This is a genomic window from Aliihoeflea sp. 40Bstr573 (assembly GCF_024105655.1).
Classification (GTDB): Bacteria; Pseudomonadota; Alphaproteobacteria; order Rhizobiales; family Rhizobiaceae; genus Aliihoeflea.
On sequence record NZ_JAAAMH010000024.1, the window covers coordinates 1 to 26300 of the forward strand.

Annotated in this window: 21 protein-coding genes, 1 tRNA gene, 1 pseudogene and 1 other annotated feature; of the genes and pseudogenes, 10 read left to right on the forward strand and 13 right to left on the reverse strand. The window is 65.1% G+C overall.

The window, feature by feature from the left end; genetic code table 11:
- The first annotated feature begins 171 nt into the window (after positions 1 to 171).
- The 5 genes from GTK01_RS18500 (at position 172) to fhuB (ending at position 6504) form a co-directional block, all read left to right on the forward strand.
- Positions 172 to 504, forward strand: a complete 333-nt coding sequence (locus tag GTK01_RS18500) for a helix-turn-helix transcriptional regulator (protein ID WP_252928849.1) — start codon at positions 172 to 174, stop codon at positions 502 to 504.
- 158 nt (positions 505 to 662) lie between these two features.
- Positions 663 to 2846 (forward strand): TonB-dependent siderophore receptor, encoded by a 2184-nt coding sequence (locus GTK01_RS18505; protein WP_252928851.1) that lies wholly within the window; start codon positions 663 to 665, stop codon positions 2844 to 2846.
- 2 nt (positions 2847 to 2848) lie between these two features.
- The gene (locus GTK01_RS18510) at positions 2849 to 3649 is read left to right on the forward strand and encodes an ABC transporter ATP-binding protein (RefSeq protein WP_252928853.1); all 801 of its coding nucleotides are present in this window, start codon (positions 2849 to 2851) and stop codon (positions 3647 to 3649) included.
- A gap of 33 nt (positions 3650 to 3682) precedes the next feature.
- On the forward strand, positions 3683 to 4549 hold the full coding sequence (locus GTK01_RS18515; protein WP_252928855.1) for an ABC transporter substrate-binding protein: 867 nt from the start codon (positions 3683 to 3685) through the stop codon (positions 4547 to 4549).
- On the forward strand, positions 4546 to 6504 hold the full coding sequence (fhuB, locus tag GTK01_RS18520) for a Fe(3+)-hydroxamate ABC transporter permease FhuB (RefSeq protein WP_252928857.1): 1959 nt from the start codon (positions 4546 to 4548) through the stop codon (positions 6502 to 6504). Before GTK01_RS18515 ends, fhuB begins: the two co-directional genes overlap by 4 nt.
- Before the next feature lie 149 nt (positions 6505 to 6653).
- On the opposite strand, the gene GTK01_RS18525 is transcribed toward fhuB, so the two are convergent.
- The 12 genes and pseudogenes from GTK01_RS18525 to fdnG all read right to left on the reverse strand — a co-directional run bounded on the left by GTK01_RS18525 (position 6654) and on the right by fdnG (position 20210).
- Positions 6654 to 7505: a universal stress protein gene (locus GTK01_RS18525; protein WP_252928859.1), complete on the reverse strand. Its 852-nt coding sequence runs from the start codon at positions 7503 to 7505 to the stop codon at positions 6654 to 6656.
- A 17-nt stretch (positions 7506 to 7522) separates the two neighbouring features.
- Positions 7523 to 9007 (reverse strand): SulP family inorganic anion transporter, encoded by a 1485-nt coding sequence (locus GTK01_RS18530; protein WP_252928861.1) that lies wholly within the window; start codon positions 9005 to 9007, stop codon positions 7523 to 7525.
- 77 nt (positions 9008 to 9084) lie between these two features.
- Positions 9085 to 9140 (reverse strand) — a sequence feature (sul1 is cis-regulatory element that is thought to sense ions involved in sulfur or methionine metabolism; They are found in Alphaproteobacteria).
- Positions 9141 to 9330: 190 nt separating this feature from the next.
- Positions 9331 to 9717, reverse strand: coding sequence for a hypothetical protein (locus tag GTK01_RS18535; protein WP_252928863.1), 387 nt, complete (start codon positions 9715 to 9717; stop codon positions 9331 to 9333).
- Positions 9704 to 10174, reverse strand: a complete 471-nt coding sequence (locus tag GTK01_RS18540; protein ID WP_252928866.1) for a hypothetical protein — start codon at positions 10172 to 10174, stop codon at positions 9704 to 9706. Before GTK01_RS18540 ends, GTK01_RS18535 begins: the two co-directional genes overlap by 14 nt.
- A 17-nt stretch (positions 10175 to 10191) precedes the next feature.
- A tRNA-Sec gene (locus GTK01_RS18545) sits at positions 10192 to 10287 on the reverse strand.
- Positions 10288 to 10353: 66 nt separating this feature from the next.
- A pseudogene (gene selB, locus GTK01_RS18550) lies at positions 10354 to 12228 on the reverse strand (selenocysteine-specific translation elongation factor); the annotation flags it as partial.
- Positions 12225 to 12998: a tetratricopeptide repeat protein gene (locus GTK01_RS18555; RefSeq protein ID WP_252928868.1), complete on the reverse strand. Its 774-nt coding sequence runs from the start codon at positions 12996 to 12998 to the stop codon at positions 12225 to 12227. The gene GTK01_RS18555 and the pseudogene selB, both read right to left, overlap by 4 nt.
- Complete coding sequence (gene selA, locus GTK01_RS18560; protein ID WP_252928870.1) at positions 12985 to 14385, reverse strand: L-seryl-tRNA(Sec) selenium transferase; 1401 nt, start codon at positions 14383 to 14385, stop codon at positions 12985 to 12987. The genes GTK01_RS18555 and selA overlap by 14 nt, the downstream gene beginning before the upstream one ends.
- 7 nt (positions 14386 to 14392) lie before the next feature.
- On the reverse strand, positions 14393 to 15310 hold the full coding sequence (fdhE, locus tag GTK01_RS18565; RefSeq protein ID WP_252928871.1) for a formate dehydrogenase accessory protein FdhE: 918 nt from the start codon (positions 15308 to 15310) through the stop codon (positions 14393 to 14395).
- Positions 15311 to 15395: 85 nt separating this feature from the next.
- Positions 15396 to 16103 carry a formate dehydrogenase subunit gamma gene (locus GTK01_RS18570; RefSeq protein ID WP_252928915.1) on the reverse strand — a complete coding sequence of 236 codons (708 nt, stop codon included), beginning with the start codon at positions 16101 to 16103 and terminating at the stop codon, positions 15396 to 15398.
- Between the two features lie 35 nt (positions 16104 to 16138).
- The gene (gene fdxH, locus GTK01_RS18575) at positions 16139 to 17116 is read right to left on the reverse strand and encodes a formate dehydrogenase subunit beta (RefSeq protein WP_305883898.1); all 978 of its coding nucleotides are present in this window, start codon (positions 17114 to 17116) and stop codon (positions 16139 to 16141) included.
- A 13-nt stretch (positions 17117 to 17129) separates the two neighbouring features.
- A complete protein-coding gene (fdnG, locus tag GTK01_RS18580) occupies positions 17130 to 20210 on the reverse strand; it encodes a formate dehydrogenase-N subunit alpha (protein WP_252928873.1) in 3081 nt (1026 codons plus the stop codon).
- A gap of 196 nt (positions 20211 to 20406) precedes the next feature.
- On the opposite strand from fdnG, the gene selD reads away from it, so the two are divergent.
- The 4 genes from selD (at position 20407) to GTK01_RS18600 (ending at position 23396) form a co-directional block, all read left to right on the forward strand.
- Entirely contained in the window at positions 20407 to 21459 is a 1053-nt protein-coding gene (gene selD, locus GTK01_RS18585) for a selenide, water dikinase SelD (protein ID WP_252928875.1), read from the forward strand.
- 54 nt (positions 21460 to 21513) lie between these two features.
- Positions 21514 to 22116 (forward strand): hypothetical protein, encoded by a 603-nt coding sequence (locus GTK01_RS18590; protein ID WP_252928877.1) that lies wholly within the window; start codon positions 21514 to 21516, stop codon positions 22114 to 22116.
- A gap of 108 nt (positions 22117 to 22224) precedes the next feature.
- The gene (locus GTK01_RS18595; RefSeq protein WP_252928878.1) at positions 22225 to 22473 is read left to right on the forward strand and encodes a DUF982 domain-containing protein; all 249 of its coding nucleotides are present in this window, start codon (positions 22225 to 22227) and stop codon (positions 22471 to 22473) included.
- Between the two features lie 146 nt (positions 22474 to 22619).
- Positions 22620 to 23396: an SDR family oxidoreductase gene (locus tag GTK01_RS18600; RefSeq protein WP_252928880.1), complete on the forward strand. Its 777-nt coding sequence runs from the start codon at positions 22620 to 22622 to the stop codon at positions 23394 to 23396.
- On the opposite strand, the gene GTK01_RS18605 is transcribed toward GTK01_RS18600, so the two are convergent.
- Positions 23389 to 24084 (reverse strand): hypothetical protein, encoded by a 696-nt coding sequence (locus GTK01_RS18605; RefSeq protein WP_252928882.1) that lies wholly within the window; start codon positions 24082 to 24084, stop codon positions 23389 to 23391. The two genes, GTK01_RS18600 and GTK01_RS18605, sit on opposite strands and share 8 nt — an antisense overlap.
- A gap of 195 nt (positions 24085 to 24279) precedes the next feature.
- On the opposite strand from GTK01_RS18605, the gene GTK01_RS18610 reads away from it, so the two are divergent.
- Positions 24280 to 26295 carry an exopolysaccharide transport family protein gene (locus GTK01_RS18610; protein WP_252928884.1) on the forward strand — a complete coding sequence of 672 codons (2016 nt, stop codon included), beginning with the start codon at positions 24280 to 24282 and terminating at the stop codon, positions 26293 to 26295.
- The last annotated feature ends 5 nt before the right edge of the window (positions 26296 to 26300 follow it).

Consider the following 26300-nt stretch of genomic DNA (forward strand, 5'->3'; position numbering starts at 1 on the left):
GCTGCTGGAGCCTATCGGCAACATCCCGCCGGCCGAAGCCGAGGAACGCTACTACGCCATGCTGGAGCAGCCAGACATGGCAGCGTAACTTAATTCAAACGGCCTCCGGCAAACCCGGGGCGATTCACCCTGTTCGACGTCGCCCCGGACCAGACGAGGCGACGCCCAGCCTTGTCCCGCAAACAGCTTAGAACAGCGCTGGAATACATCGACGCCCATTGTGCGGATGTGTTGCGTCTGAGTGACCTTGCCAGACTTGTCGGAGTTTCGGACACCTATTTCAGCCACGCCTTCAAGGCGGCGACAGGCGTCCCGCCGCATCGGTTCGTCATGCAGGAGCGGATCCGCAAGGCTCAGGCGCTCATGGTCACGCGGCATATCTTGCTCGTCGACGTAGCGGCGCAATGCGGCTTTTCTGACCAAGCGCATTTCAACAGAGTGTTTCGGTCCGTCGCCGGGATGACCCCCGCAGCCTGGCGGCGGGACCAAGGGGCGGCCCAATGAATGATAAATTTGCACCATTTGCCGGACCACGTGTCAGCCTGGAGACAAAATCAGGCAAACTGGTCAAGAATGTTCAATCCAATCGGCTAAAGTAGAGCTAAACGGTCAACTTTGAGGGGCGCGGAACCGAAGCCGCGCGGGGTTGACTGGAGCTCGTTATGACCGACCGTTCGCACTATCGATTGATGCTCGCCGCCGGCGTGGCGACACTTGCCCTTGTGCCGGTGTTCGACGCATCGGCTCAGCAGGCGACCGAACTCGAGGAGATCGTCGTCGAGGGCCAAGGCACGGAAGAGGCAGGCGGCGTCGGACCCGTCACTGGCGTCGTTGCGCGCTCGACGCGTACGGGCATGAAATCGGCGACCGAGATCGAGGCCATTCCGCAAGCGGTCTCCGTCGTGGGGCGCACCGAGATCGACGACATGGGCGCGCAGAATGTCGGCGAGGCGCTGCGCTACACGCCCGGCGCGTTCACGCAGCCCTTCGGCACGGACGCCGACACGAACTGGCTGTTCCTGCGCGGTTTCCAGGCGACGCAGACCGGCGCCTACATGGATGGTCTCCAGCTCTTTGGCTACGCTTTCGGCAGCTTTTACGTCGATACGTTCGGCCTCGAGCGGGTCGAGGTGCTCAAGGGGCCGGCCTCCGTTCTCTACGGCGGCAGCAACCCGGGCGGAATCGTCAACTACGTTTCCAAGCGGCCCGACTTCAGCCGGGAAAAATACGTCGAGAGCGGCATCAACGATGCCGGCAAGGGCTATGTGGGCTTCGACTTCTCCGACCTCGCGAACGAAACCGTTGCCCTGCGGGTCAACGGGCGCGTGCAGGGCGGCAACGGCTACAGCGATTTCCAGGACGGGTGGCGCGGTTTCGTCGCGCCGAGCATCACCGTGCGCCCGGACGAGCTGACCAGCTTCACCGTCTTCGGCAACTACACCCACATCGACGAGACGCACAATGGCGACAGCTTCCTGCCCTACGAAGGCACGGTCGTCGACCGCGTCGTCGGCGGCGTGAACTACGGCCGGATCGATCGCGATGCCAATTTCACCGAGCCGTCGGTCGACTTCTACGAACGCCGCCAGGGCTCGGTCGGCTATGAGCTCGAGCATACGTTCGACAATCAATGGACTGCGCGCTCCAACGCGCGCTTCGGCGTTGCCGACGTCGAGGAGCAGTTTCTCTACGCCAATGGCTACGTCGCCGGCAGCCCGACGCTTCTCGACCGGGTCAACTTCGCCCACCAGACGCGCTCGACCACCTTCCTGATCGACAACCAGATCGAGGGAACGGTCGACACCGGCGCTGTCGAGCACCGCATCCTCGCGGGCGTGAACTACAAGTACTTCAACGTCGATCAGGTGCAGGCCTCGGCTCTGTTCGGCACGACGCCGCCGATCGACGCGTTCAATCCAGTCTACGGATCGCCGCTCACCGACCCGGTGTCCTACACGAACCAGGACCTGACCCAACGCCAGCTCGGCATCTATCTGCAGGACCAGATGCGCTTCGGCGGCGGCTGGATCGCGACGCTGAACGGCCGCTACGACAAGGGCTGGCTCGAAGCTCATGACCGGCCGACCTTCTACGCGCCGACGCAGGACGTGACCCAGAAGCGCAGCGACGGGCAGTTTTCAGGCCGCGCAGGCCTGGCGTACGAATTCGCCAACGGTCTAACGCCCTATGTGAGCGTCGCGAGCTTCTTCAACCCGATCATCGGTACCGACGCGAACGGCGACCTGTTTTCGCCCGAGGACGGCGTCCAGTACGAAGCCGGTGTCAAATACGCGCCGACCTTCATCGATGGCCTCTTCACCCTCTCCGTCTTCGACCTGACACGCGAGAACGTGCCGTCCAATGTCACGGCTTTCACGCAGCTACAGATCGGCGAAGTGCGCTCGCGCGGCTTCGAGGCCGAGGCCAAGGTGAACGTGACCGAGCAGTTCAAGGTGACGGCCGGCCTGACCGCCTACGACATTGAGATCACCGAGGATGCGAACGCCGCGCTGATCGGCAACACCCCTTTCATCGTGCCCGAGGTGCTTGCCTCGGTCTCCGGCGACTACACGTTCCGGGAGGACGGCGCATGGTATGACGGCGTGACGGCGGGTGCCGGCGTGCGCTATGTCGGCTCCTCGTGGGTAGATAACGAGAACTCGTTGAAAGTCCCCTCCGCAACCCTCGTCGACCTCAAGCTGGGCTACGAGAAGGACGACTGGGGCGTGTCGCTCAACGTGACCAACGTGTTCGACGAGACCTATGTGGCGAGCTGCCAGGGAATGGCGGTATGCTCCTATGGCGAGGGACGTTCCTTCAAGCTCAAGGCTCATGCGCGCTGGTGAGGATGGCTGAAAGCGACATTGTGAAACAGGCAGGATTGCTGGCGCTGGAGGAGGTCACCTTCAGCGCCGGTTCTGTTTCAATCCTGCAGCCGGTTTCCCTCGATCTTCATCGCGGCCGGATGACCGGTGTGATCGGCCCGAACGGTTCGGGCAAGAGCTCGATGGTGCGCCTCGTCGCGCGCCAGCAGCAGCCGACCTCCGGCACCATCCGGCTCGACGGACGCCCTCTCGATGGTTTCGGCGACCGTGAGCTGGCGCGGCGGATTGCCTACATGCCTCAGTTCACGCCGCCTGCCGAAGGAATGACGGTGCGCGAACTCGTCGCGCTCGGGCGCTTTCCATGGCATGGCGCGCTCGGCCGATTTTCCCTTGAAGACCGCGAAAAGGTGGACATCGCGCTGGAGCGCACCGAGCTGACCCGTTTTGCCGACCGGCTGATCGACAGCCTTTCCGGCGGCGAGCGCCAGCGTGCCTGGCTGGCGATGATGCTGGCGCAGGACACGGCCTGCCTGATCCTCGACGAGCCGACTTCCGCGCTCGACATCGCTCATCAGGCCGACATGCTGGCGCTCGTGCGCGACCTGACGCGCGAACGCGACCTCGCCGCGCTCATTGTCCTGCACGATGTCAACATGGCCGCCCGCTACTGCGACGAACTCGTGGCGCTGAAAGGCGGCCGGATCGTCGCGCGCGGCGCGCCCGAATCGATCGTCGAGCCCGGGACGCTGGAAGCGCTCTACGGTCTGCGTATGGGCATCCTGCCTCACCCGGCGACGGGACAGCCGCTCAGCTACGTCGCCTGAGCCATGGCGACCGAGCGCCGACTCCCGCTGGCAATGACCCGTCGCGCCTTCATGGCCGCAGGCGCGGCGGCGCTTGCCGCCAGGCGCGCGGACGCGGCCACCCTTCCCCGTCTTGCGATCATCGACTGGGCCCTGCTCGAGACGGCACTGGCGCTGGGCGCGGTGCCGGCTGCAGCCAGCGAACTCATCCAATACCGTTCGCTCGTCGTCGAGCCCGAACTTCCTGGCACGGTCGCCGATCTCGGCCTTCGCGGATCGCCAAGCTTCGAGATGCTGCGCCAGGTCGCACCAGACCTCATCTTGATTTCGCAGTTCTACGACTATCAGCGCCCGCAACTGGAGCGCATCGCACCCGTGCTCAGCCTTCCGGTCTACGAGGCCGGCACTGCGCCTTACGCGCTCGTGGAAGCTTCGACGCTGAGGTTGGGCGAGGCGGTGGGCCTGAGACGCAAGGCGCGCGCCTATGTCGACGACACTGCAAACGAGATCGCGCGGCGGCGTGCAGCGCTTGCGCCGCATCGCGACCGCCCGGTCTTCGTCATCAACCTCGGCGATTCCCGCCATTTTCGTGCATTCGGCGGCGATTCCATGTTTGGGGACGTGGTCGACCGTCTCGGACTCACCAACGCCTGGACCGACACGACGAGCTACAGCGCAGCAGCGCCGGTCGGCATTGAGGCGCTCGCCCGCAGGCCGGAAGCGGGCATCGTCATCGTCGAGCCGTCCCCGCCGGAAGTCGCGCGCGGACTGCCCCGCAATGCCATCTGGAACGCCCTTCCCGCTGTCCGGGACGGCCGCGTCGCGAGCATCGCGCCCGTCAGCCATTTCGGCGGGCTTCCTTCGGCGCGCCGCTTCGCGCGCCTCCTCGAGGCAGCCCTGTCGCACTGGCCGGCATCATGACGTCCAGACGCGTCCTGCTGCCATGGGCCGCAATGGCCGTGCTTGCCGCTGTCCTGTTCGCATGGAAGGTCCGCGACGCCTGGCCTGTAGGCGGCGACCACCTGCAATGGGTCATCCTCCAAAATGCGGTCCTGCCCCGCGCCGCCGTTGCGATCCTGGCAGGCGCGGCGCTTGGGCTGGCCGGCCTTCTGCTCCAGCGCGTGTTGCGCAATGCGCTCGCCGAGCCCTCGACGCTCGGCATTTCGGCGGGCGCGCAGCTTGCAATGGCGCTTGCCACTCTTTTCGCCCCCGCTTTGATGATCTGGTCGGTCGGCTTCGTCGCCTTCACCGGCGGCATCGCCGCCGTCGCGATCATTCTCGCCCTTACCTGGCGGCGCGGGCTCGAACCGGTCTCCGTCGTGTTGGCGGGTATGATGGTGGCGCTGACGGCCAATGCTGCCAGCGCCGCGCTCATCCTCGCCAATGGGGACTATCTGTTCTCGCTCTTCATCTGGGGCGGGGGCTCGCTCGTCCAGCAGAGCTGGGACCCGGCCGTCACCATCGGCTCGCGACTGGCCATCGGCCTTGCGGCAGCGATCCTGCTCCTGCGCCCGCTCGCAATTCTCGGTCTCGACGACGCATCGGCGCGCAGCCTGGGCGTCGCGCTGCACGCCAGCCGCTTCGCCATTGTCGCGCTGGCCGTATGGATCGCGACGACCGTCGTCGCCGCGGTCGGCGTCATCGGTTTCGTGGGCCTCGCCGCGCCCGCGCTCGCGACGCTTTCCGGCGCGCGCACGCTCGGCCAGCGCGTCGTCGCCGCGCCGCTGATCGGCGCGATCCTTCTGTGGCTGACCGATGGCCTGGTGCAGTTGGTCTCGGGTGTCGGCGGGGAGCGCCTGCCAACTGGCGCCGCAACGGCACTTCTCGGCGGCCCCTTGTTACTTTGGATTCTGCCGCGCCTGCGCATGATGGAATGGCCATCCTTGAGCACGCTGATGGCGGCTTCTCGACGTGCGGCCAGACCATCCGCGATTATTGTCATTGCGCTGGTAGCCCTGTTCGGGGCAGCGCTGGCTGCCCTGTTGATCGGCAGCGGTCCCGAAGGATGGAGTGTCGCCACCGGCAGCCTTCTGGCAGACCTGTCGCAATGGCGCGCCCCGCGTATCGTCGTCGCGGCGGCGGCCGGCGCGATGCTTGCCGCTGCGGGGGTGATGGTTCAGCGTCTGACGGGGAACCCGCTGGCAAGTCCCGAGGTGCTCGGCGTGGGAACGGGAGCTGGTGCAGGGCTCACCGCGGTGCTCCTCGTCAACGCCGCCGCAAGCCTGTTCTGGCAGATCGCCGGCGCCGCAGCCGGAGCGCTCGGCGCGCTGTTGCTCATTCTCGGCGTTGCCGCGCGCGGCAAATTCGGCCCGGAGCGTCTGCTTCTGGGCGGCGTGGCGATCGGGGCCGCCGCAAGCGCCGTCATCACCGCTGTCATCGCCATGGGCACCATGACATCCTACACGCTGCTGACCTGGCTGACTGGGTCCACGGCGCAGGCCGATGCGACGCAGGCCTGGACCGCGCTGGCGCTGGCCGTGATGCTCGTCGCTCCTGCGTTCCTGGCCGTGCGCTGGCTCGAGATCCTGCCGCTCGGCGGCGAGACGGCGAAAAGTCTTGGCGTTCCGTTGAAGCGTGCCCGATTCGCCGTCGTGCTGCTCTCCGCGCTGATGACGGCCGCGGCGGCTATGTTCGTCGGCCCGCTCTCCTTCATCGGCCTCATTGCCCCGCACCTGGCGCGCCTTGTCGGCCTCGGCCGCGCGCGCGATCACCTTCTTGGCGCAGTTTTGCTGGGCGCGGCGCTCATGGTGCTGTCGGACTGGCTCGCACGCATGGTCGCCTTCCCCTATCAGCTTCCCGTCGGCCTCTTCGCCTCGCTGATCGGCGGTCCCTATCTCATATACCTGCTGTCAAGCGGTGCTCGCAGCCGCCATTGACGGGGTGAAACCAAGACACCCGCTCCAGCGGCGTTTGCACCACAAGACCGATGCCTGCCAGCCCCACCGCTGCGCCGCAATAGCTTTCTGGAGCCGGCCAGACGCAGGCGAGGCACGGAGCTTTGTATTTCGGACGCCCCGTGAGTTCTTCACCTGAACAAGACTACGGGAATCTTGCAGGATCGAATCATTTGGGCTGTCGTCGAACCGATGATCATCGCTCGGATTCGGGAGTGGCCATACGCTCCCATCACGAGCAGGTCGATGCCATCACGTTCGACGACGTCGGAGATCGCATCTTCCGGCTGCCCGGAGGCGATCTCGGTCGAAGCCTGATGCCCGCCGGCCGCAAGCGTCGCCCGCGCATCTTCCAGTCGTCGCAGACGATCGGCATTTTCGCTGCCCACTGTCAAAAGCCGAATGTCGAGCCCAGCGAAAAGTGGCGCTCGCGCAATGTGATCGACTGCCTTCATCACGCTGGGGCCACCATCATAGGCGATAAGCACCTTCTCGATCGGCCGGAAAGCGCGTGCTGCCACGAAGACCGGCTTGGTCGCCGCGCGGGCCAGGCGTTCGAGATTGGAACCGAGATGAAGCTTTGCGAAATCCGCAGCCTCGCCGCGCTTGCCGATGACGATGCCGTGCGCACCGGATTCGGACTCGGCGACCTCCTCCAGGACATCGCCATGGCGCAGCCGTGAGGTCACTTTCTCGATCCCGGCAGAACGAAGAATTTCTTCGGCGTCTTCGAGGATGGCACGGCCACGCTTCTGCGCCAGTTTGGATCGCTGCTCGTCGAGGCCCGACAATTCTTCCAGCAGGGCCGTACGCGCGCCGAGCGCAATTGAGCCGGACAAGTCAGCACTCGCCGTCTCGCGACGTCCGAGAACATGCAGGAGTTCGACAGGCGTACCAGTGCGGCTGGCGATCCAGGCGGCGTTGTCGCAAACACTTCTTGAATAGATCGAGCCGTCGATCAGGGCGATGAGCTTCTCGGTCATTCGTTTTTCCCCTTTCCTCAGTGCGCCATCAGCTTGTCGAGCGCGCCGGGCTTGTCATGGATGGCCAGGCGGTCGACGATGGTCTCGCTTGCCGCATTCATGCCGACGATCTCGACTTCCGCGCCGTCCCGACGGAATTTCAGCACCGCCATGTCGAGCGCGGCCACGCTGGAAATATCCCAGATATGCGCACGCGAGACGTCGATGGTGACCTTCTCCAAAACCTCCCTGAAATCGAACGCGGCCATGAAATCTTCCGCCGAGACGAAGAAGAGCTGGCCCTCGACGACATAGGTCCGATGACGCCCGTCCGCGCTGAGGCTGGACGACACGCGGAAGAGCTGCGCGATCTTCCAGGCAAAGAAGATGCCCGACAGAAAGACGCCGATCAGCACGCCATAGGCAAGGTTGTGCGTGAAGACGACGGTGACCACCGTCGCCAGCATGACGATGGAGGAGGATCGCGGGTGATCCTTCAGATTGACGATCGACGACCAGGAAAAGGTGCCGATCGAGACCATGATCATGATCGCAACAAGCGCGGCCATCGGAATCCGGCTGACGAGGTCGCCCAGAACCAGGATCATGAAGAGGAGGAAGACGCCGGCGGCGAAGGTCGACAGCCGCCCGCGTCCGCCGGACTTCACGTTGATGATCGACTGACCGATCATCGCACAACCCGCCATTCCGCCGATGAAGCCCGTGGCCGTATTCGCGATGCCTTGGCCGATGCACTCCTGATGACGGTCCGAAGGCGTGTCGGTCAGGTCATCGACGATCTGTGCCGTCATCAGGGATTCGAGCAGGCCGACGACGGCAACCGCCGCCGAATAGGGCAGGATGATCAAAAGTGTCTCGAGGGTCAGCGGAATGTCCGGGATCAGGAAGACCGGAAGCGTGGACGGCAACTCGCCCATATCGCCGACCGTGCGCACGTCGAAGCCGAACAGGATGGCGACCGTGGTCAGAACGATGATGCAGACCAGCGGTGATGGGACCGCCTTGGTCGCATAAGGGAAGAGGTAGATGATCGCGAGCCCGGCAGCGACCATGACATAGGTCAGGTTCGGCACGCCGACGAGTTCGGGTATCTGCGCCATGAAGATCAGGATCGCCAAGGCATTGACGAAGCCTGTCATCACCGAGCGCGAGACGAAGCGCATGACCGAGCCGAGCTTCAGGAAACCGGCGCCGATTTGCAGCAATCCGGCGAGGACGGTCGCAGCCAGCAGATATTCGAGCCCGTGATCGCGCACAAGCGTGACCATGAGGACTGCCGTCGCTGCGGTCGCTGCCGAGATCATGCCGGGGCGGCCGCCGACGAATGCGATCATCACGGCGATCGAGAAAGACGCGTAAAGGCCGATCTTGGGATCGACACCGGCGATGATGGAGAATGCGATGGCTTCGGGAATGAGCGCGAGCGCGACGACGAGCCCGGAGAGCAGGTCTCCGCGCACATTGCCGAACCATTGCGCGCGATAGGCGGACAAGGAGGTCATGAAGTTCCAGATGATGAGAAAACCAAACCAGCGGCCCTGGATATCGAGGGTCGCACCGGGAGGACGGTATTTGATTCAGTTGTCCGGCGGATCGGCGGCCGGAAGAGCCACCCGGAATTGCACCGGGTCCTGATGGATGCCGCTTCTTAGCCCAGGCCTATGCCGCCCTGCAATGGCCTTCGGCGTCGAGTTCGCCGCGAGCGCCAGCACGATGCGGCTTCGGCAGCGTGCGTCCGGGCAGTTCCCTGCTGCCATGAGCGTCGCCGCTTTCCGTGGGAGGCTCAAACCGGGCGCGTCATGGGTCGTGACAGGACGTTTGACCTTTAATGGACCAGTTCATCCACCTTCAGACGCCGGCCCTTGCGGTCGAAGAAATGACCCTCGTTCAGGACACGCCGGTCCTCGCGCAGCCGTTCTTCAAGCGCGCGCAGTTCCTGCCGGGCGATGTCGTTGGATACCGGCCCGGCAAAAAAGGGGCTGAGCGGAAAGAAGGCTGCGCCGTTCCACGGAGCGCCCGAGCCGGCCAGCAATTCGCGAAGCTCGACCCAGTGCGTTTCGTCGCCGATGACGTTCATGAATGTGGAGCGCAGGAGAGTGATCTTCGTCCCGTCGATCACGACCAGAACGACCAGCATGGTAAAATCCCCGCGGCTTCGGTATTCGCCCGACAGCCATGCGTCGAAGCGGTTGGGGCGGTCAGAAGTCGACAAGCTGCGTCTCCGGCATGTAGTGCTCGAACAACACCCAGAAGGGCTTTGCGCGCGCGGCAAGATACCACTCTTCAAAAGCGGCGAGCTCCTGCTCGACGTCAGGCGAAGATTTCGCCTCATCCACCGCGGCAGTGCTCTCGCTGGTCGCGCGAAAAGCGGCGGCGGCCACCACGGCGTAGCGATCCAGCACTTCGGTCCGCGCCTCGCTGTCTTCGCGCCAGCCGAGACGGTGGCGCAGCGCGGCGACAGCGGCCGCAACGGCGATTTCAAGCTGTTCGGTCTGCCCCACCGTATCGAACAGAGAGCGCATCACGTTCATTCTGCGATGGGCGAAAGCGCGTGCTTGCGCGAGCGCCGCCAGGCGCGCGTTCATCGTCCGGCGGAATTCGGATTCTTCCCCCTCGCAGGCCTTGGCCGCCTGTTCGAGGCGATTGAGGAAGGGATGGCTGGTTGTCATGAAACCTTCCGGGAAGCTGGCGGAGGAGAGTGGGAGTCGAACCCACCAGGGACCGTCTCACGGCCCCACCCGGATTTGAAGTCCGGACGCCCCACCGGGGACGATTCTCTTCCTTCATCGCTCGTCTCGAGCGGTGCCGGCCCAAACAGGTCGAGCCGGTGAACATTGAGCCGGCGAAGGTCGCCGCGCCGAAGCGTGACGCCGTGCCGATCGAAAAACTCCAGAATCTCAATAGAGACCTTGCGGCCATTTTCCAACCTGTCGCGCAGGTCGGCCGCGGTGCATTCGCCCTTTGCCCTGCTCGTCGCGACGTCTTGCAGAATCGCGACGATTTCGGAGACGACCGGTCGGGCAAAGAAGCTGTCATGCGCGATTTCGTGCACCCGCCCCATGCGGCTCGCGCGCTTCAAAAGCTGGCGCATGCCCGCCTCCGGGACCGCGAACATGGTGGCCAGATCGCGCGTGCGCGGTGGTCGAAAGCGTTGTTCGCCCGACAGGAGCGGTTCGATCTCGTTCCATAGGGCCTCGTCCGCCTCCGACAGCCGCGCGACATGGGCGGCGCGACGGACCCAGGCTCCGTCGAGCGAAATTTCGTCCTGACGCTGCAGGCTCTGCAGGACCAGCCGAAAGACGGGCGCCGGCAGACGCACTTCGCCCATCAAGCGCAGCCGCTCCAGCCCAACGCCCGGATGGTCCGGATTTTCGGCGTGATAGGCGTCGAGATCGGCGAGCAGGCGTTCGCGAAAGCGCAGCCAGCGCGCCGGTGCCATGACGACCGCACCCGTATCGGGCGGAATGCGGATCAGGTCGCCGGCAAGCTTTGCCATCCGTTCCGCACCGATTGCCCGGTCCCGCGCGAAGCCTTCAAGGTCGAGGAAGAAGGGCGACACTTCAAGAAGTGCACGCAAGGCCGCTTGCGGTTCGCTTTTGGCCAGGGCAGCAAGCTGGGCATGGCGCTCGGGCGAGCGACGCCGACGCGCAGGCGCACGCAAGTCCAGGAATCGGCCACCGCCGATCGTGCGCCGTGCGGAGGTGTCGCGGATGACGAAGCGGTCGCCTGCCGCCGCCGCGATCGGACGGTCGAGCACGATCTGGACCAGCGCGCGGCCGCCGGGCGCAATCGGTTCGTCCTGCAACAGAACGATACGCGCCGGCACCTCGCAGGAGGCGTGGTGCAGATGGACAGGGAACCATTGGCCGATCGGCTTCGGTTCGCTGGCAAGAACGGTGAGTTCCGCATCGATGCGCCCAGACGGCGCGTGCAGGACCGGGTCGACGACCATGTCGCCGCGCGCTATCGCATCACGCCCGATCCCGTCACCTGCGAGATTTAGCGCGCAGCGGTCGCCCGCCCGGCCGAACTCGGCCTTCTCGTTCTGAGCGTGGATCGAACGCACGCGCGCCGGCAGGCCGCGAGGGCTGATCACGACCTGATCACCGATGGTTATCCCGCCCGAAAGCACCGTTCCCGTCACGACCGTGCCCGCCCCCTGGATCGTGAAAGCGCGGTCGACCGCGAGCCGGAAGCGGCCCTGTGCACTGCGTCGCCCTACAGCGAGCGCGGCGTCCGCAAGTTCATTTTCGAGGTCTGCAATTCCCTGCCCGGTCGCGCTCGACACGGCGAGCACCTTCGCGCCTTCCAGCGACGTGCCGGCGAGCAGCGCCTCGATTTCGATCTCGACGGCGAGCAGCCGGTCTTCGCCGGCAAGGTCCGCCTTGGTGATCGCGACGATGCCGCGCGAGACGCCGAGCAGATCCAGGATCGCCAGGTGCTCGCGCGTCTGCGGCATCACGCCGTCGTCGGCGGCGACCACCAGAAGAGCGAAGTCGATGCCACCGGCGCCGGCAAGCATGGTGTGGATGAACCGCTCGTGGCCGGGAACGTCAATGAAGCCGATCCGCGCGCCGTTCGCCAATGTGCGATAGGCAAAACCGAGATCGATGGAGATGCCCCGCGCCTTTTCCTCCTTTAGCCGGTCGGTCTCGACGCCGGTCAGCGCACGCACGAGCGACGTCTTGCCGTGGTCGATATGGCCCGCCGTGCCGACGATCACGCCCCACCCTCCTCGGCTAGCGGCCGCGCGGCGCGCTCCCTGGCAGCTTCGCGCTCTTCAGCGGTCAGCGCCGCCGTGGCGGCGGGCACGAAATTCTGCGCCAGCTTCGAGCCGCCATCCCGGGCGCGCAGCAGCCAGGCGAGTGCTGCGACGGGGTCGCGGGTGGTGCCGGCGCCGGTGATATGCGCCGCACCGAGCATCGCCTGCCCGTCGGCATCGCCAAGAAGCGCCGCTTTGCGCCACCACTCGGCAGCCGCCGCCGCATCGCGCTCGACGCCCAGCGCATTGTGAAGAAGGTTGCCGATGCGCGTCATCGACGCCGCCACTCCCTGCGCGGCTGCCCTGCGGGCATAGGCAAGAGCGCCCTCGTAGTCCTCATTGTCGGCGAGCATCCATGAGTACATGTCCTGCGCGGTCGCATCGCCCTGGTCGGCTGCAAGGCGATAAAGTCGCATCGCCTCCGCCTCGTCCTGCGCGACGCCCTCGCCGCGAAAGTGAAGGGTCGCCAGGTTGCGCTGACCGACCGGATCGCCCTGCGCGGCCGAAAGCTTCAGCCATTTCGCGGCAAGTTCCGGATTTTCCTCGATCCCGTAGCCGCCCGAAAAGCAGGCGGCGATGTTGTTTTGCGCCCGCGCGTTGCCCGCCCGCGCCAGCGGCTCCCAGATGGCGAGCGCGGCGGCAAAATCGCCGGCCTTGGCAGCGCGAAGCGCTTCGTCCATCGGATCGAGCCGCGGTTCTGCGGCGCGCCGGAAGCGTTCAAGCCAGCCCATCGGCCAGGCTCCGGAAATTGGCGAGGAAACTAGGCGCATCGTCCAGGCAGCGCAGATCGAGCAACAGCGCGTCATCGGATATCCGGCCGATGACCGGGACGGGAAGCGCGCGCAAGGCGGCCGCCAGTCGGTCGAGCGCCGAGCCGCTGCCGTCGACGGCACGGAATGCGAGCGCCATGGATGCGAGCGTGTCGAGCGGTAGCGCGCCCGATCCGACCTGGCTCGCACATTCGGCCAGCTCGACCGTATATGCCGCTCCGACCACGGAGCGTGCATCCGGCAGGATCGCCGCTGCCATTTGGGCGATGTCTGACTGGCTTCGCGCAAGCAGCCGCAGGGTCGGCAAGCGCTCGGCGAGCCGGTCAGGATCGCGGTAGAGTTTCAGCGTCGCCTCGAGGGCCGCGAGCCGCAGCTTGTCGACGCGCAACGCCCGCTTCATCGGGTTGCGGTTGATGGCGGCGATCAAATCCCTGCGGCCGACGATGAAGCCCGCCTGCGGTCCGCCGAGCAGCTTGTCGCCAGAGAAGGTGACAATGTCCGCCCCCTCCTCGACGGCGGCGCGCACCGTCGGCTCGCGGCGCAGGCCCCAGCGCGCGAGGTTGACCAGCGTGCCGGAGCCGAGGTCGTTGACGAGCGGTACATTCGCCTCGCGAGCCAGCGCCGCGAGCTCGGGCGCCGCGACCTCTTTCGTAAATCCTTCAATGCGATAGTTCGACGTGTGCACCTTCAGAATCAACGAGATGTCGCCCGCGCCGAGCGCTGCCCGGTAGTCCTTCTCGTGCGTGCGGTTCGTGGTGCCGATCTCGACGAGCCGCGCACCGGCACGAGCCATGATATCGGGCATCCGGAACGCGCCGCCGATCTCGATCAGTTCGCCGCGCGAGACGACCGCACCGCCGCCATGCCCTGCGAGCGTGTTGAGGACGATGAGAACGGCGGCGGCATTGTTGTTGACGAGCGTTGCATCCTCCGCGCCGGTCAGTTCGCATACCAGTTCGCGCAGGTGGTCGTCGCGCTCTCCCCGCTTGCCGGTCTCAAGGTCGAATTCGAGCGCGGCGGCATGGCGCATGGCCTGCGTCGCCGCCTCGATCGCGGCTTCCGCAAGAAGCGCCCTGCCAAGATTGGTGTGAAGTACCGTGCCGGTGAGGTTGAAGACTGGCCGCAGCGAGGATTGCGACGCGGATTCCAGTTGTGAAATCGCGAGCGCGGCAACGTCTTCCGCGTCGCGCAGCGGCCGGCCGTCGCGAGCCGCCTGCCGCTCAGCGTCGAGAACGAGGCGGATGTGCGTGGTTGCTTCTGCGCGGCCGAACCGATTGATCGCCGCCTGCCCGGCTGACGATTTCAGCACGGTGTCGACCGAAGGAATGGCGCGGAAGCTTTCGTTCATCGCGGGTCTAGTACCCCAGCAGAAACGGGTTGAACGCACCCCGCCTGAATGGCGTCTCGCGCATCAGAAGATCGATGCCGAGGCTCCCGACATCGTCGGCGAGAGGCTCTAGTGCGGCGTCCTGCTGCTGGTTCAGAATCTTCACATAGCAGCCGCACTCGTCGCAGGTTTCGGCCTTGATCGTGCCCGGCCCGTCCTCGATCTCCTGATAGCGTATGCCCTTGGTCGAGGAACAAATCGCGCACTTGATGCGCACGTGATGCCAGAGCGTCGCACAAAGCGCGCAGGCGCAATAGCGCGTTCCGCCTGCCTGCGGCCAGGCTACGATGACGGAAGCGACTGGTGGCCCCCCGCAGGCGGGACACGCCCCGCTGGCCACCGATTTGAGTTCGCGCTCCGGCAACGCGGAGGCCGCGCGAACGAAATGAAGCTGCAATGCCGCGGCAACATAGGCATGTTCAGCCATCGTCTCGGCGGGAACGGCATCGGCGAGCAGATTGGCCACCATCGCATCGAAGCGTAGCGGATCGGCTTTTTGCACCGAGGCGAGCGCGCTCTTTGCCGCTGCCGGCTTCTCGACAGCTTCGATCTTGCCGAACAGCCGCTCACTCAGCGAGCGGAATTCCTCGTCGGGTCGGAAGGCAGTCCGGTCGAGCGGTGGCATGGAATGATCGAGCGAACGCTTGACCGCATCTGGCTCGGCAATACGAGCCGCCGGGAGTTCCTGTGCGAGCGCCTGTTGAGCGGCGGCGATGCCGGCAAGGAAGCCAAGATAAGGGCCAATACCTTCCGGCTGGGACAACTCCGCGAAGCGCTTGGCGCGTCGTTCGAACAGACGCACCGGGTCCGGCACGCGAGCGGCTGGCGGCGTGCGAACCTCGCCGATCGCGGTAATGTCTCCCTTGACGGGAACTCGACGCGCCATGAAACCTCCACGAGCCGCACGGGCCACGCGGCATTCTAGATGACAGCTCGGCGCATTGTCACGCCGAGCCTGAATTCGCGTTGGGTCAGGCCAAGGGGCCGCGGCCGCGCGGCGCCTTGTCGTCACGCTTGCCATAGGTGGCGAGCGCACGCAGCCACTTGCGGTGATGCCGCCATGCCCAGCCGCCGGACACGCTGCCGCGCGTCATGGCGCGCAAGGTGCCCTCGACCCAGAAGGCGGCATAGACGTGGATGATCCACACGCAGATGATCGCCACCGCCGACATCGAATGGACCAGCATCGCCACGCGAAGCTGCGGGACGGTGAGATACTGCGAGAAGTACCGCTCCCAGACGGCCAGACCCGAGACGATCAGGAACGTGATCAGGATCGACATCGCCCAGAAGACGAATTTCTGGCCTGCGTTGTACTTGCCGACCTCAGGCAGCTTGTCCTCGTCGCCCTTGAGCACGTCGCCGATCTGCGCGGCCCATTGCGCATCTTCCCGGCGCGGCAGGTTCAGCCGGAAGAACCGGATGAATAGGCCCGCAAAGGAAATGAACAGCACCACACCGATCCAGGGATGGATCGCCCGCGTCCACTGGCCGCCGCCGAACAGCGCGGTCAGCCAGTAGAGCGAGGGGTGGAACAGGGCCAGACCGGAGAGCGCCAGCAGGATCAGGCTGATAGCCGTGATCCAGTGATTGACCCGAGCCCACTTCGTATAGCGGTCGACGACGACCTCGCGGCCGACATGCAGCCGGTCACCGCGGTCGATGTCGGCCTTGGTCACCTGCGGAACCGGACGCCCGTGCAGCGTGCTGTCCGTCATGACAGGGTCTCCTCGCTCGGGTCGAGCGGCGCCGCGCCCGGCGCCGCCGAAGTCAGGCGACGCGCCTCCTCGTCATCCTCGACGGTGACGCGGTTGCGACCGGATACTGCCATGTGCAGCACGCCGGCGGCCGCCGCGATGCCCATGACGGCAAGGCCGGCATATCTGGTCACGCCCTTCCATGCCTCGACCAGCGGCGAGATGCGCGGATCGTCCGGCAGCCCGGCATAGATCGACGGCTTGTCGGCGTGATGCAGCACATACATCACATGCGTGCCGCCGACGCCCGGCGGATCGTAGAGCCCTGCATTGGCGTAACCACGAGACTTCAGGTCCTCGATGCGCTCGGCCGCATGCGCCTTCATCTCCTCCTTGGTGCCGAAGACGATCGCCTTGGTCGGGCATGCCTTGGCGCAGGCCGGTCCCTGGCCCACTGCAATCCGGTCGGAGCAGAGCGTGCACTTGTAGGCCCGGTTGTCAACCTTGGAGATGCGGGGAATGTCGAACGGACAACCCTTCACGCAATAGCCGCAGCCGATACAGTTCTCCTTCACGAAATCGACGACGCCATTCGAATACTGCACGATCGCGCCGGGCGCCGGACATGCCTTGAGGCAGCCCGGATCGGCGCAGTGCATGCAGCCGTCCTTGCGGATCAGCCATTCGAGATTGTCCGTCTCCGGGTTCACCCACTCCGTGAACCGCATGAGGGTGAAGGTGTTCGGCGTCAAATCATGCGGATTGTCGTAGACGCCGACATTGATGCCTACCTCTTCGCGCAGGTCGTTCCACTCCAGGCATGCCGACTGGCAGGCCTTGCAGCCGATGCACTTCGACACGTCGATGAGCTTGGCGACCGGCTCGAGCTGGCGGGCAGGCGTCGGAACAGAGGAAGCGGACCGCCGGATGTAATCCTGCGGTCCCATCTGCATGGCGGTATCCGGCGCGACGGGCGGATTGACGTTGATGGTCATGGTCTCTCCTCCCTTATGCCGTTGCCGGGCCGCTGGACGGCTCGATATTGACCAGGAACGCCTTGAATTCCGGCGTTTCGATATTCGCGTCGCCCACGAAGGGGGTCAGCGAATTCGGTCCCATGCCGTTCTTGGCCGCACCCGTGAAGCCCCAGTGGAGCGGGATGCCGACGATGTGGACAGGCTTGCCGTCGCAGATCAGCGGCTGGATGCGCTTGGTGACGACTGCTTTCGCCTGCACCGAGCCGCGCTTGTTCCAGACCCGGCACCAGCCGCCCTTCTCGATGCCCCGCTCCGCCGCGAGCTCTTCCGAGATCTCGACAAAGAATTCGGGCTGGAGAACGGCGTTCACCCAGACATGCTTCGTCCAGTAGTGGAAGTGCTCGGTGAGGCGGTAGGACGTGGCCGCATAGGGGAACTCCTCCGCATCGCCGAACGACTCGCGGTCGCTTTCGAAGACGCGCGCCACCGGATTGCCCCGGATCGCGGGCGCAACCACGTTGACCACGGGCGATTCGAACGGCTCGTAGTGAGCAGGGAACGGCCCGTCACGCATCATGCCGCGGGTAAACAGTCGCGACTGCCCTTCCGGGTTCATGATGAAGGGGCCGACCTCGCGCGGTTTTGCCGTCGGCGGAATGTCGGGCACGTCGTATCCCGTCCATTTCTCGCCGTCCCACTCGATGAGCTTGCGATCGGGGTCCCACGCATTCCCATCCAGATCGGCCGAGGCGCGATTGTAGAGGATGCGCCGGTTGGCCGGCCAGGAGAACGCCCAGTTGAGATAGGCGCCGGTCGCGTCGGGGTCGGAATTGTCCCGTCGCGCCATGTTGTTGCCGTTCTGGTTGAAGCAGCCCGAATAGATCCAGCAGCCGGCGGCCGTGGAGCCGTCGTCGCGCAGCGCGGCGAACCCCGGCACCTGCTGTCCCGCCTCCACCGTGACCTTCGTCGGATCGTTCGGATCGCGCAGCGTCTCGACGGCATAGCCGTTCAATTCGCGGGCAATCTCATCCGCCTTCGGATCGGTCGGGTCGGCATACGGCCAGTGCAGGTTCAGGATCGGGTCGGGGAACTTGCCGCCCTCCTCCTGATAGAGCTGCTTCAGCTTCAGGTGAATCTGCGCCATGATCCAGGTGTCGTGCCTGGCCTGCCCCGGCAGGTTCTGCGCCGGCCAGTGCCACTGGAGCCAGCGACCGGAATTGACCAGCGCTCCTTCGTCCTCGGCAAAGCAGCTCGTGGGGAGCTGGTAGACCTCGGTCTGGATCGACGCCGAGTCCACGTCGTTGAACTCGCCGTGGTTCTCCCAGAAGCGGGCGGTTTCCGTCTCCAGCGGGTCCATGACGACCAGATATTTCAGCTTCGAGAGCGACCGCGTGATCTTGCCCCTGTCAGGGAACGAGAGCAGCGGATTGAAGCCCTGGCAGAAATAGCCGAACATCTGGCCCTGATCCATCATCTCGAAGGCGCGCAGCACGTCGTATGCGGGCAGATCGAGCTTGGGCAGATAGTCGTAGGCGAACTGGTTTTCCGGCGTCGCGGCCGAGCCCCACATGGCCTTCATGAAGGACACGAAGAACTTCGGATAGTTCTGCCAGTAGCTGACCTGATTCGGCCGCAGCGGCTTGAAACCGCGGCTCGAAATGTAGGTCGCGTAGTCGACCTCCCTTTCGGTCGGGATGTTGAGATAGCCCGGGATCAGGTTCGACATCAGGCCGATGTCGGTCAACCCCTGGATGTTGGAGTGCCCGCGCAGCGCATTCATGCCGCCGCCGCGCACGCCGATATTGCCGAGGATGAGCTGCAACATCGCCATGGAGCGAATGTTCTGCGATCCCTTGGAATGCTGCGTCCAGCCGAGCGCATACATCGACGTCATCGTCTTGGTCGGCGTCGAGCATTCCGAGATCATCTCGGCGACCTTCAGGAACTTCTCCCTGGGCGTGCCGCAGATGCGCTCGACCATCTCCGGGGTATAGATGGAGATGTGGTCTTTCAGCAGGTTCCACACGCAGCGCGGATTCTGCAACGTCTCGTCCATGACGACGTAGCCGTCATCGCCGATCTCGTAATCCCAGGTCGCACGGTCGTAGTCGCGCTTATCGGCGTCATAGCCGGTAAACAGGCCGTCCTGGTAGGTGAAGCCTTCCTTGACGATGTAGGCCGCGTTGGTAAACGCGTTGACGTAGTCCCACTGCACCTTGTCGTTGTCGATGCAATACTTGATGACGCCGAGCAGGAACGCGATGTCCGTGCCCTGGCGGATCGGCGCGTAATAGTCCGCGACCGAGGCCGAGCGCGTGTAGCGCGGATCGACGACGATGAGTTTGGCGCCACGGTTGGCCTTCGCCTCCGTAACCCATTTGAAGCCGCACGGATGCGCTTCGGCGGCATTGCCACCCATGATGACGACCAGATCCGTGTTCCGAATGTCGGTCCACGAATTCGTCATTGCACCACGACCGAAAGTTGGGCCCAGACTGGACACCGTGGGGCCGTGTCAGACTCTCGCTTGGTTGTCGAAAGCCACCATGCCGGCCGAACGAACGGCCTTGTAGGTCAGGAACGCGGTCTCGTTGGTCGTGGCCGACGCTGCCAAAAAGCCCGTGGTCGTCCAGCGGTTCACCGGAACGCCATCCATGTTGCGCTCGATGAAATTGGCGTCGCGATCGTCCTTCATGTGACGCGCGATGCCTTCGATCGCCTCGTCCCAGGAAATCTCCTCGAAGGCGTTCGAGCCGGGACGACGAACCTTCGGGTTCATGAGCCGGGTGTCGGACTTGATGAAGTCGAGCAGCGCCGCGCCCTTCGGGCACAGCGTGCCGCGATTGGTCGGGTGATCGACGTCGCCCTCAAGGTGGACCGCTTCGGCCGTGCCCTGCGCGATATCGCCCTTGGAGTAGATGATGACGCCGCACGCCACCGAGCAATAGGGGCACGTGTTGCGCGTTTCCGTGGTGCCGGCGAGCTTGTAGGGCCGCAGGCCCTCGACGAATGCCGCTTCCGCTTCCCCGAAGCCGAAAGCGCCAAGCGTCGTCGCCGCGACACCCGCGCCGGCCCCCTTGAGGAAGCTGCGGCGTGAGATTTCCATATTCATTCGGAACTCTCCTCCATACCCTATGCCGGAATCCCGGATTCATTCTCGGGTGAAATGCTACAGTTCCGCTATAGTTGTGTCAAAGAAGTAAAAACATGAGTGTTTTTGTCATATTAATAACGCGAAGGCGGGGATTTACGCCTTTTCTTGAAGCGGTAAGTTTCTGCTTCGAAAGTGTGAGGCCGAGGAGGTAGAAATGGACGCTGCAAGCGAGAAACCCCGTCTGACAAGTCTTGCGCATGGTGGGGGATGCGGCTGCAAGCTGGCACCCTCTGTTCTTCAAGATTTGTTGAGCGAAATGCCCAAGGCGGGTCCCTATGCCAGTCTGCTGGTCGGAACAGAGACGGCAGACGATGCGGCCGTATGGGATCTCGATGGGACGACCTCGGTCATCGCCACCACCGACTTCTTCATGCCGATGGTCGACGACCCGCATGCCTTCGGCCGCATCGCCGCCACCAACGCGATCTCCGACGTCTACGCCATGGGTGGTCGGCCGATCTTCGCGCTCGCGATTGTCGGCATGCCGATCGACAAGATGGAACCCGCGGACATCAGGCAGATCCTCGCCGGCGGCGCTTCGATCTGCGCGGAGGCGGGCATCCCGGTCGCTGGCGGACATTCCATCGACTGCCCGGAGCCCGTCTACGGCCTCGCGGTAATCGGCACCTGTCCCACGGCGCAGGTCAAGCGCAACTCGATGGCCCGCCCGGGCGACGCGCTGATCCTCACCAAGGGCATCGGCGTCGGCATCTATTCGGCTGCCATCAAGAAGGGTGCGCTCGACCGAACGGGCCTCGACGAGATGATCGCCTCCACCACGCTCCTCAACCGGATCGGAACGGATCTCGCTCTCGACGCTGCCGTTCACTCAATGACCGACGTCACCGGTTTCGGCATCTTGGGCCACGGGCTCGAAATGGCGCGCGGCTCGGGCGTCACGATCAGGCTGGAGCTTGGCGCCCTGCCTCTGCTGGCGCAGGCCGAGGCGCTGTCCCGGGCCGGTTTCGTCACCGGTGCCTCGCATCGCAACTGGAAAAGCTATGGTGATGCGGTGTCGCTGCCGGACGGGCTGGAAGACTGGCGCCGCCACCTTCTGACCGATCCGCAGACCTCGGGCGGGCTGCTCGTCGCCGTGGAGGGGGGACGCGCCGGCGATGTGCTCGCCGACATTCGCGCCGCCGGCTATCCGCTCGCAACGATCATCGGCAAAGTCGAAGCCGGCGAGGCACGGGTGATGGTCAGTTAGCAACGAAATCCGCGCTCGCGTGTTTTTCCGGTCACTAATGTTTGGAGGAATGGCATGAAACGCTCACTGTTCTCGCTGCCGCTCGTCGGCGCCATGATGACGGCGTCGGTCGCCTATGCGCAAACGCCCCCACCCGCTGCCGCCACGCCGCCCGCCGAGCAAACCGAACCGGCAGCGCCCTCAGCCGCGCCGTCCCCGTCCACCGAACAGGACGAAGTCCAGCCCGAGCGCGGCGACTGCGCGGAACCGGCTGGCCAGTCTGCCAGCGATGGCTCGACCGACGATATGCAGGCAGCGCTTGGAACCGAAGAAGCGCCAGATGCCGATGAAGCAGAACAGGCGGATTCTACCGGCGAGGAGGCGTCCGCGGAGGAATCCGAGTCCGAGACCCAGCCCGTCGCCGGAGCGGACGCGGGCACTGCGCCTGGTGGCGCGGGCTCGACGGGCTTCACGGGCGGCCTTGGCGGTTCGAACATCGGTACCAGCCAGTCGGAAGCGCTCGATTCATCTCCCCAGCAGCAGCATCCGCAGGTCGCTTCCGGCCTCGATCCGATCAGCGGGGAGACGGCAGTCGAAGGTCCGCAGGCGCCGGCTGAACTTGACGAGGATGCGGCCATAACCCCGACGGCCCCGAACGAGGATGCGGCCGACTGCTGACCCAGATCAATCGATCGATCAGCTTGACCGCCGCACGCCGTATTGCGATGTGAAGCGCAGGAATTCGCTCTCAGGACGTCTCGGGCGACGTTTGTCGAGAGAACACGAATGCGCCATCGCAATTTTCACAAGCCGGTCCAGGTGCAGATCGGTCGCGTCGACCGCGACCAGGTCGTTACCAACACGCGGCACGCGGCCCTGCTCCTTCTGAAGAACTGGCCGAACCGGGACAGCCCAAAGCGCCGCTCGGCGATGAAAGCTTGCCTGCAGGTCATCCGGGGCGAAAAACCGCCATCCGTTGCCCGACGGGCCTTCATCGCGGCTGCCAGAGACGTGTCCGTCCTGTTGGACGCCTGACACGTCCGTGCGGCTTGGCGGCATGCCGCAAAATCCCGTATCGTCTCCAGCGCGCCGTCTCCGATAGATCCGTTGGCAATCGCTCAGCCGGATTGCCGGACGGCCCTCCCTGCCATAACAGTCACATGAAAATCAGGGAGGATGGAATGGATCTCGGCATCACTGGACGTCATGTGCTCGTTACAGGCGGCTCGAAGGGCATCGGGCTTGCCTGCGCGAAAGCGTTTCGCGACGAAGGCGCCCAGCTAACGATCATTTCGCGCAGTCGAGAGAATCTCGACAAGGCAGCCGCGATTCTCGGTTCGGTCGGGCTCGTCACGGCCGACCTTGCGAATGCCGAGGACGCCGCGCGGGCGGTCGAAGAAGCGGAGCAAGCTGGCGGCCCCATCGACATTCTCGTCAACTCCGCAGGCTCGGCGCGGCGCACGCCGGCCGAAGAACTGTCGCCCGGCCATTATCGCGCCGCGATGGACGCCAAGTTCTTCAGCTACGTCAACGTCATCGATCCTGTGATCAAGCGAATGGCTGCGCGCGGCGCAGGCGCCATCGTCAACGTCATCGGGAATGGCGGCAAGGTCGCATCGCCGATCCACGTCGCCGGCGGCGCGGCCAACGCCGCGTTGATGCTGGCGACGGCTGGTCTTGCGAACGCCTATGCCACGCGCGGCATCCGGGTCGTTGCCGTCAATCCCGGGCTCACCGAAACCGAGCGCGTCGCCGAAGGACTGGAGGCCGACGCCAAGGCACAGGGGATCAGTGTTGAGGAAGCACGCCAGCGCGGCGTTTCCAGGATCGCGCTGGGCCGCTATGCGCGGCCTGAGGAAATCGCCGATGCGGTCGTCTTCCTCGCATCGGGTCGAGCAAGCTACATTTCCGGCGTGTCGATCACCATGGACGGCGTCGCGGTGCCGACGATCATCTAGGCTCCAGCCGATCGACCATGCGCCGCAGCGTGTCGAGCGTATCCTGTATCGCGTCAAGGTCGGCCTGTCCGGCTCCGGTTCGCTCGCCAATCCCATCGTGGAGTCCGCGCAGCCGGGCAAGCCTCAGTTCCTCGTCGCGAATCTGGCGGCGAGCGTCGTCGAGTGCGGCGTTGCACTTGGCGATTTCCTCGGCGAGCCAGCCGGCCTTCGACAAGGCAAGCGTCAGGCGCTTCTCGGCGTCTTGGAGGTCGTTGTCGGGCTCAGAACCGGCACTGTCGATCTGCCGACGGATGTCTTCGAAAGCGTCCTCGTCAATCTCGTCGTGCGCGGCAGCTTCCTGTAGCCGATCCTCACCCGTCAGCCGCGCCATCCAGCCGCCGATGCGGTGCCTTGGCTTTCGACTGCGTTGCGGCGCGGCAGCGAGGATCGTGTCGTCGCCCTTGCCCGACAGAAGCTGCCCGAACCACCTCTTGGGCTCGACATGTTCCCCGGAAAGCTTGCGAAGGAGCGCAGGACGCATGTCGGCGGCCAATTCGCCAGGCAGGGTTTCCGCCGGCATCTCATTGTTTTCGGCCAGAGGCTCGGGTTCGATTGCAGGCTCCACCGACAGCAGCGATGCCGGCGCGCGCTCGACCGCCCTCTCCGGGGTCGGCTCGCCACGTCGAAACCGGTCCGCAAATCGCGCCATTGCCATGTCCTGCCCGTCTCCATGCCGGCAAACCCGCAGTCTGCACCTAAGAAAACCTAAAGCTTCATGGGTAAGAAAGAGTTAACGACACGTGTTGGCCGCCCTGTCATGGTGAACATCTTCTTAAGGACTGTCACTTAACCTTGCGCGCACGGAATGGATGGCGCATCGCGCCTTATCGACGAACGAGGCAGGATGAGCGACGTGGCACTCGGTGGCGCCGGCCAGCCGCAAGGCACTCACGACGACGGCAAGGTCACGATCTTCGACTTCGCCGCGCTGCTGCGCACGCTACGTCGCCGCATATTGTGGATTCTCGTCCCAACCATCGCGTTCCCGGTCATCGCGGCAGCGGCGTCGCTTGCCATGTCGAACTACTATTGGGCAACCGCTCAGGTTCTGGTCGATCCAGAGGGGATGCAGGTTCTCGAAGGCGAACTTTCGGCAAATGGCCGCTCCGAACAGACCGCCCTCATCTACGCACAGAACCAGGCCTATATCATGGGCTCGAACCGGGTCCTGATGGAGGTGGTCGAGCGCGAAGGGCTGGTGACAGACCCGGAATTCGGCGTTCCTCCGCCCGGTTTCATCGCGTCCTTCTTCCCTTCTTCGCCAAGCGCGGTTCCCGCCGACCGCCTGGCGCTGCGCGCGCTGGAGCGCAATTTCAACGTCTCGCTCAACGAGGCGAGCTTCGTCGTTGAAGCTTCCGTCAAGTCGGAGGACCCGCAAAAGGCCGCGCGTCTCGCCAATACCATCGCCGCAATCTATGTGGAGCAGCGCGCCGAAACGCGCGCGGAGGCCGTTGGCCGGGCAGCGGACGGCCTGTCGTCGCAGCTCGACCGGCTTCGCGAGCGTGTCGAGGATGGCGAGCGCGCCGTTCAAGCTTACAAGGTCGCCAACAACATCATCGACGCCGATGGACGGCGTATCGGCGAACAGCGGCTGGCAGACATCACAACGGAGATCACCCGCGTCGGCGCCCGCATTGCGGAAGACGAGGCACTCGCGGCTGAAGTCGAGCGCCTGCGCGCCGATGCAGACCCGGTCAGCTCGGTCGCCGAAACGAACCTGACGCCTGCCATCGTGTCGCTGCGCGCCCGCCTCGCCGAGGCACGGGAGGAAGAGGAAACGCTCGCCTCCTCGCTTGGCGCGCGCCACCCATCCTATCAGCTCGCGCGCACCCGCGCGCAGTCCGTCAGCCGACAGCTCGATGCCGAGCTGGACCGTTTCGCCGCCTCCGTCGGCCAGCGGCTCGCCCGTTCGCGTGCCAACCTTGCCAGCCTGGAAGCACAGCTCCAAGCGGCGGGGGCAACGGTCACTGCCGAGAACCAGTCGAGCGTCGAACTGCGCCAGCTCGAGCGCACGGCCGCTAGCGATCGGCTCGTCTACGAGGCCTTTCTGCTTCGCACACGCCAGCTCTCCGAGCAGGAGCAGGCGGTCAATCCAGAAAACCCGCAGATCATCGCCGCCGCCCTCGCCCCTCTCGAAAAGGCCGGCCCGCCGCGCACGATGATGACCGGCGGCGCGCTTGTCTTTGGCTTCCTGTTCGGTGTCGGCCTCGCCATGCTGCGCGAGCAGTTCGACCAGACAGGGACGCCCGCAACGGCTCGCCGTGGCCTTCCCGCCGGCGCTCCGCCGGTCTTCCGCCTGTCGCGCCCCGCGACCGCTGGCGACGAGATGGCGATGCTCGCGACACGGCGCGAGGCCCCTGTCTTCTTCGACCTTGCCGGCCTGATCGACCGGATGCCGGCGACCGGTTCCGTCGCGTCGGTTGCCATCACCGGCGAGAATGCCGACGACCGCGCCTTCGTCGCGCTCAACACGACAATCGCCGCGTCCAAGGGCGGGCGCAAAGTGCTTTTGGTCGACGCCGGCCAGACCAGCAATCCGCTCACCGCCGCTTTCGGCCTCGAGCGTCATCCCGGCCTCAACGACGTCCAGTCGCTGCGCAGATTCGAGCCCGAATTCGCGCTCACGGTCGATGCAGCCGGCTTCGCCTTCCTGCCGCGCGGCCTGACCGCGATCGGCAGCGGCGAGCCGGCGCAAGATCTCGACCTCGCGCGCTGGGTCGCCGCGTCGGGCAAGGATTTCGACCTGATCGTTGTCGATATGCCAGGCACCGGGCGCATTCGCCATGACGGCGTGATCGCGGTCGGCGAGACCACCGCGGCCGGGTCCGTGCCTGTCATCGCCCGGGTCGTCAGGACCTGAGCGCG

What these genes read in the sequence shown, in the direction of transcription:
- GTK01_RS18610 (WP_252928884.1), top strand. Translation starts at nt 24,280, where the DNA reads ATGAGCGACGTGGCACTCGGTGGCGCCGGCCAGCCGCAAGGCACTCAC.
- GTK01_RS18600 (WP_252928880.1), top strand. Translation starts at nt 22,620, where the DNA reads ATGGATCTCGGCATCACTGGACGTCATGTGCTCGTTACAGGCGGCTCG.
- GTK01_RS18540 (WP_252928866.1), bottom strand. Translation starts at nt 10,174, where the DNA reads ATGACAACCAGCCATCCCTTCCTCAATCGCCTCGAACAGGCGGCCAAG.
- GTK01_RS18530 (WP_252928861.1), bottom strand. Translation starts at nt 9,007, where the DNA reads ATGACCTCCTTGTCCGCCTATCGCGCGCAATGGTTCGGCAATGTGCGC.
- fhuB (WP_252928857.1), top strand. Translation starts at nt 4,546, where the DNA reads ATGACGTCCAGACGCGTCCTGCTGCCATGGGCCGCAATGGCCGTGCTT.
- GTK01_RS18525 (WP_252928859.1), bottom strand. Translation starts at nt 7,505, where the DNA reads ATGACCGAGAAGCTCATCGCCCTGATCGACGGCTCGATCTATTCAAGA.
- GTK01_RS18510 (WP_252928853.1), top strand. Translation starts at nt 2,849, where the DNA reads ATGGCTGAAAGCGACATTGTGAAACAGGCAGGATTGCTGGCGCTGGAG.
- GTK01_RS18555 (WP_252928868.1), bottom strand. Translation starts at nt 12,998, where the DNA reads ATGGGCTGGCTTGAACGCTTCCGGCGCGCCGCAGAACCGCGGCTCGAT.
- fdxH (WP_305883898.1), bottom strand. Translation starts at nt 17,116, where the DNA reads ATGACCATCAACGTCAATCCGCCCGTCGCGCCGGATACCGCCATGCAG.
- selD (WP_252928875.1), top strand. Translation starts at nt 20,407, where the DNA reads ATGGACGCTGCAAGCGAGAAACCCCGTCTGACAAGTCTTGCGCATGGT.
- GTK01_RS18595 (WP_252928878.1), top strand. Translation starts at nt 22,225, where the DNA reads ATGCGCCATCGCAATTTTCACAAGCCGGTCCAGGTGCAGATCGGTCGC.
- selA (WP_252928870.1), bottom strand. Translation starts at nt 14,385, where the DNA reads ATGAACGAAAGCTTCCGCGCCATTCCTTCGGTCGACACCGTGCTGAAA.
- GTK01_RS18605 (WP_252928882.1), bottom strand. Translation starts at nt 24,084, where the DNA reads ATGGCGCGATTTGCGGACCGGTTTCGACGTGGCGAGCCGACCCCGGAG.
- GTK01_RS18590 (WP_252928877.1), top strand. Translation starts at nt 21,514, where the DNA reads ATGAAACGCTCACTGTTCTCGCTGCCGCTCGTCGGCGCCATGATGACG.
- fdhE (WP_252928871.1), bottom strand. Translation starts at nt 15,310, where the DNA reads ATGGCGCGTCGAGTTCCCGTCAAGGGAGACATTACCGCGATCGGCGAG.
- GTK01_RS18515 (WP_252928855.1), top strand. Translation starts at nt 3,683, where the DNA reads ATGACCCGTCGCGCCTTCATGGCCGCAGGCGCGGCGGCGCTTGCCGCC.
- GTK01_RS18505 (WP_252928851.1), top strand. Translation starts at nt 663, where the DNA reads ATGACCGACCGTTCGCACTATCGATTGATGCTCGCCGCCGGCGTGGCG.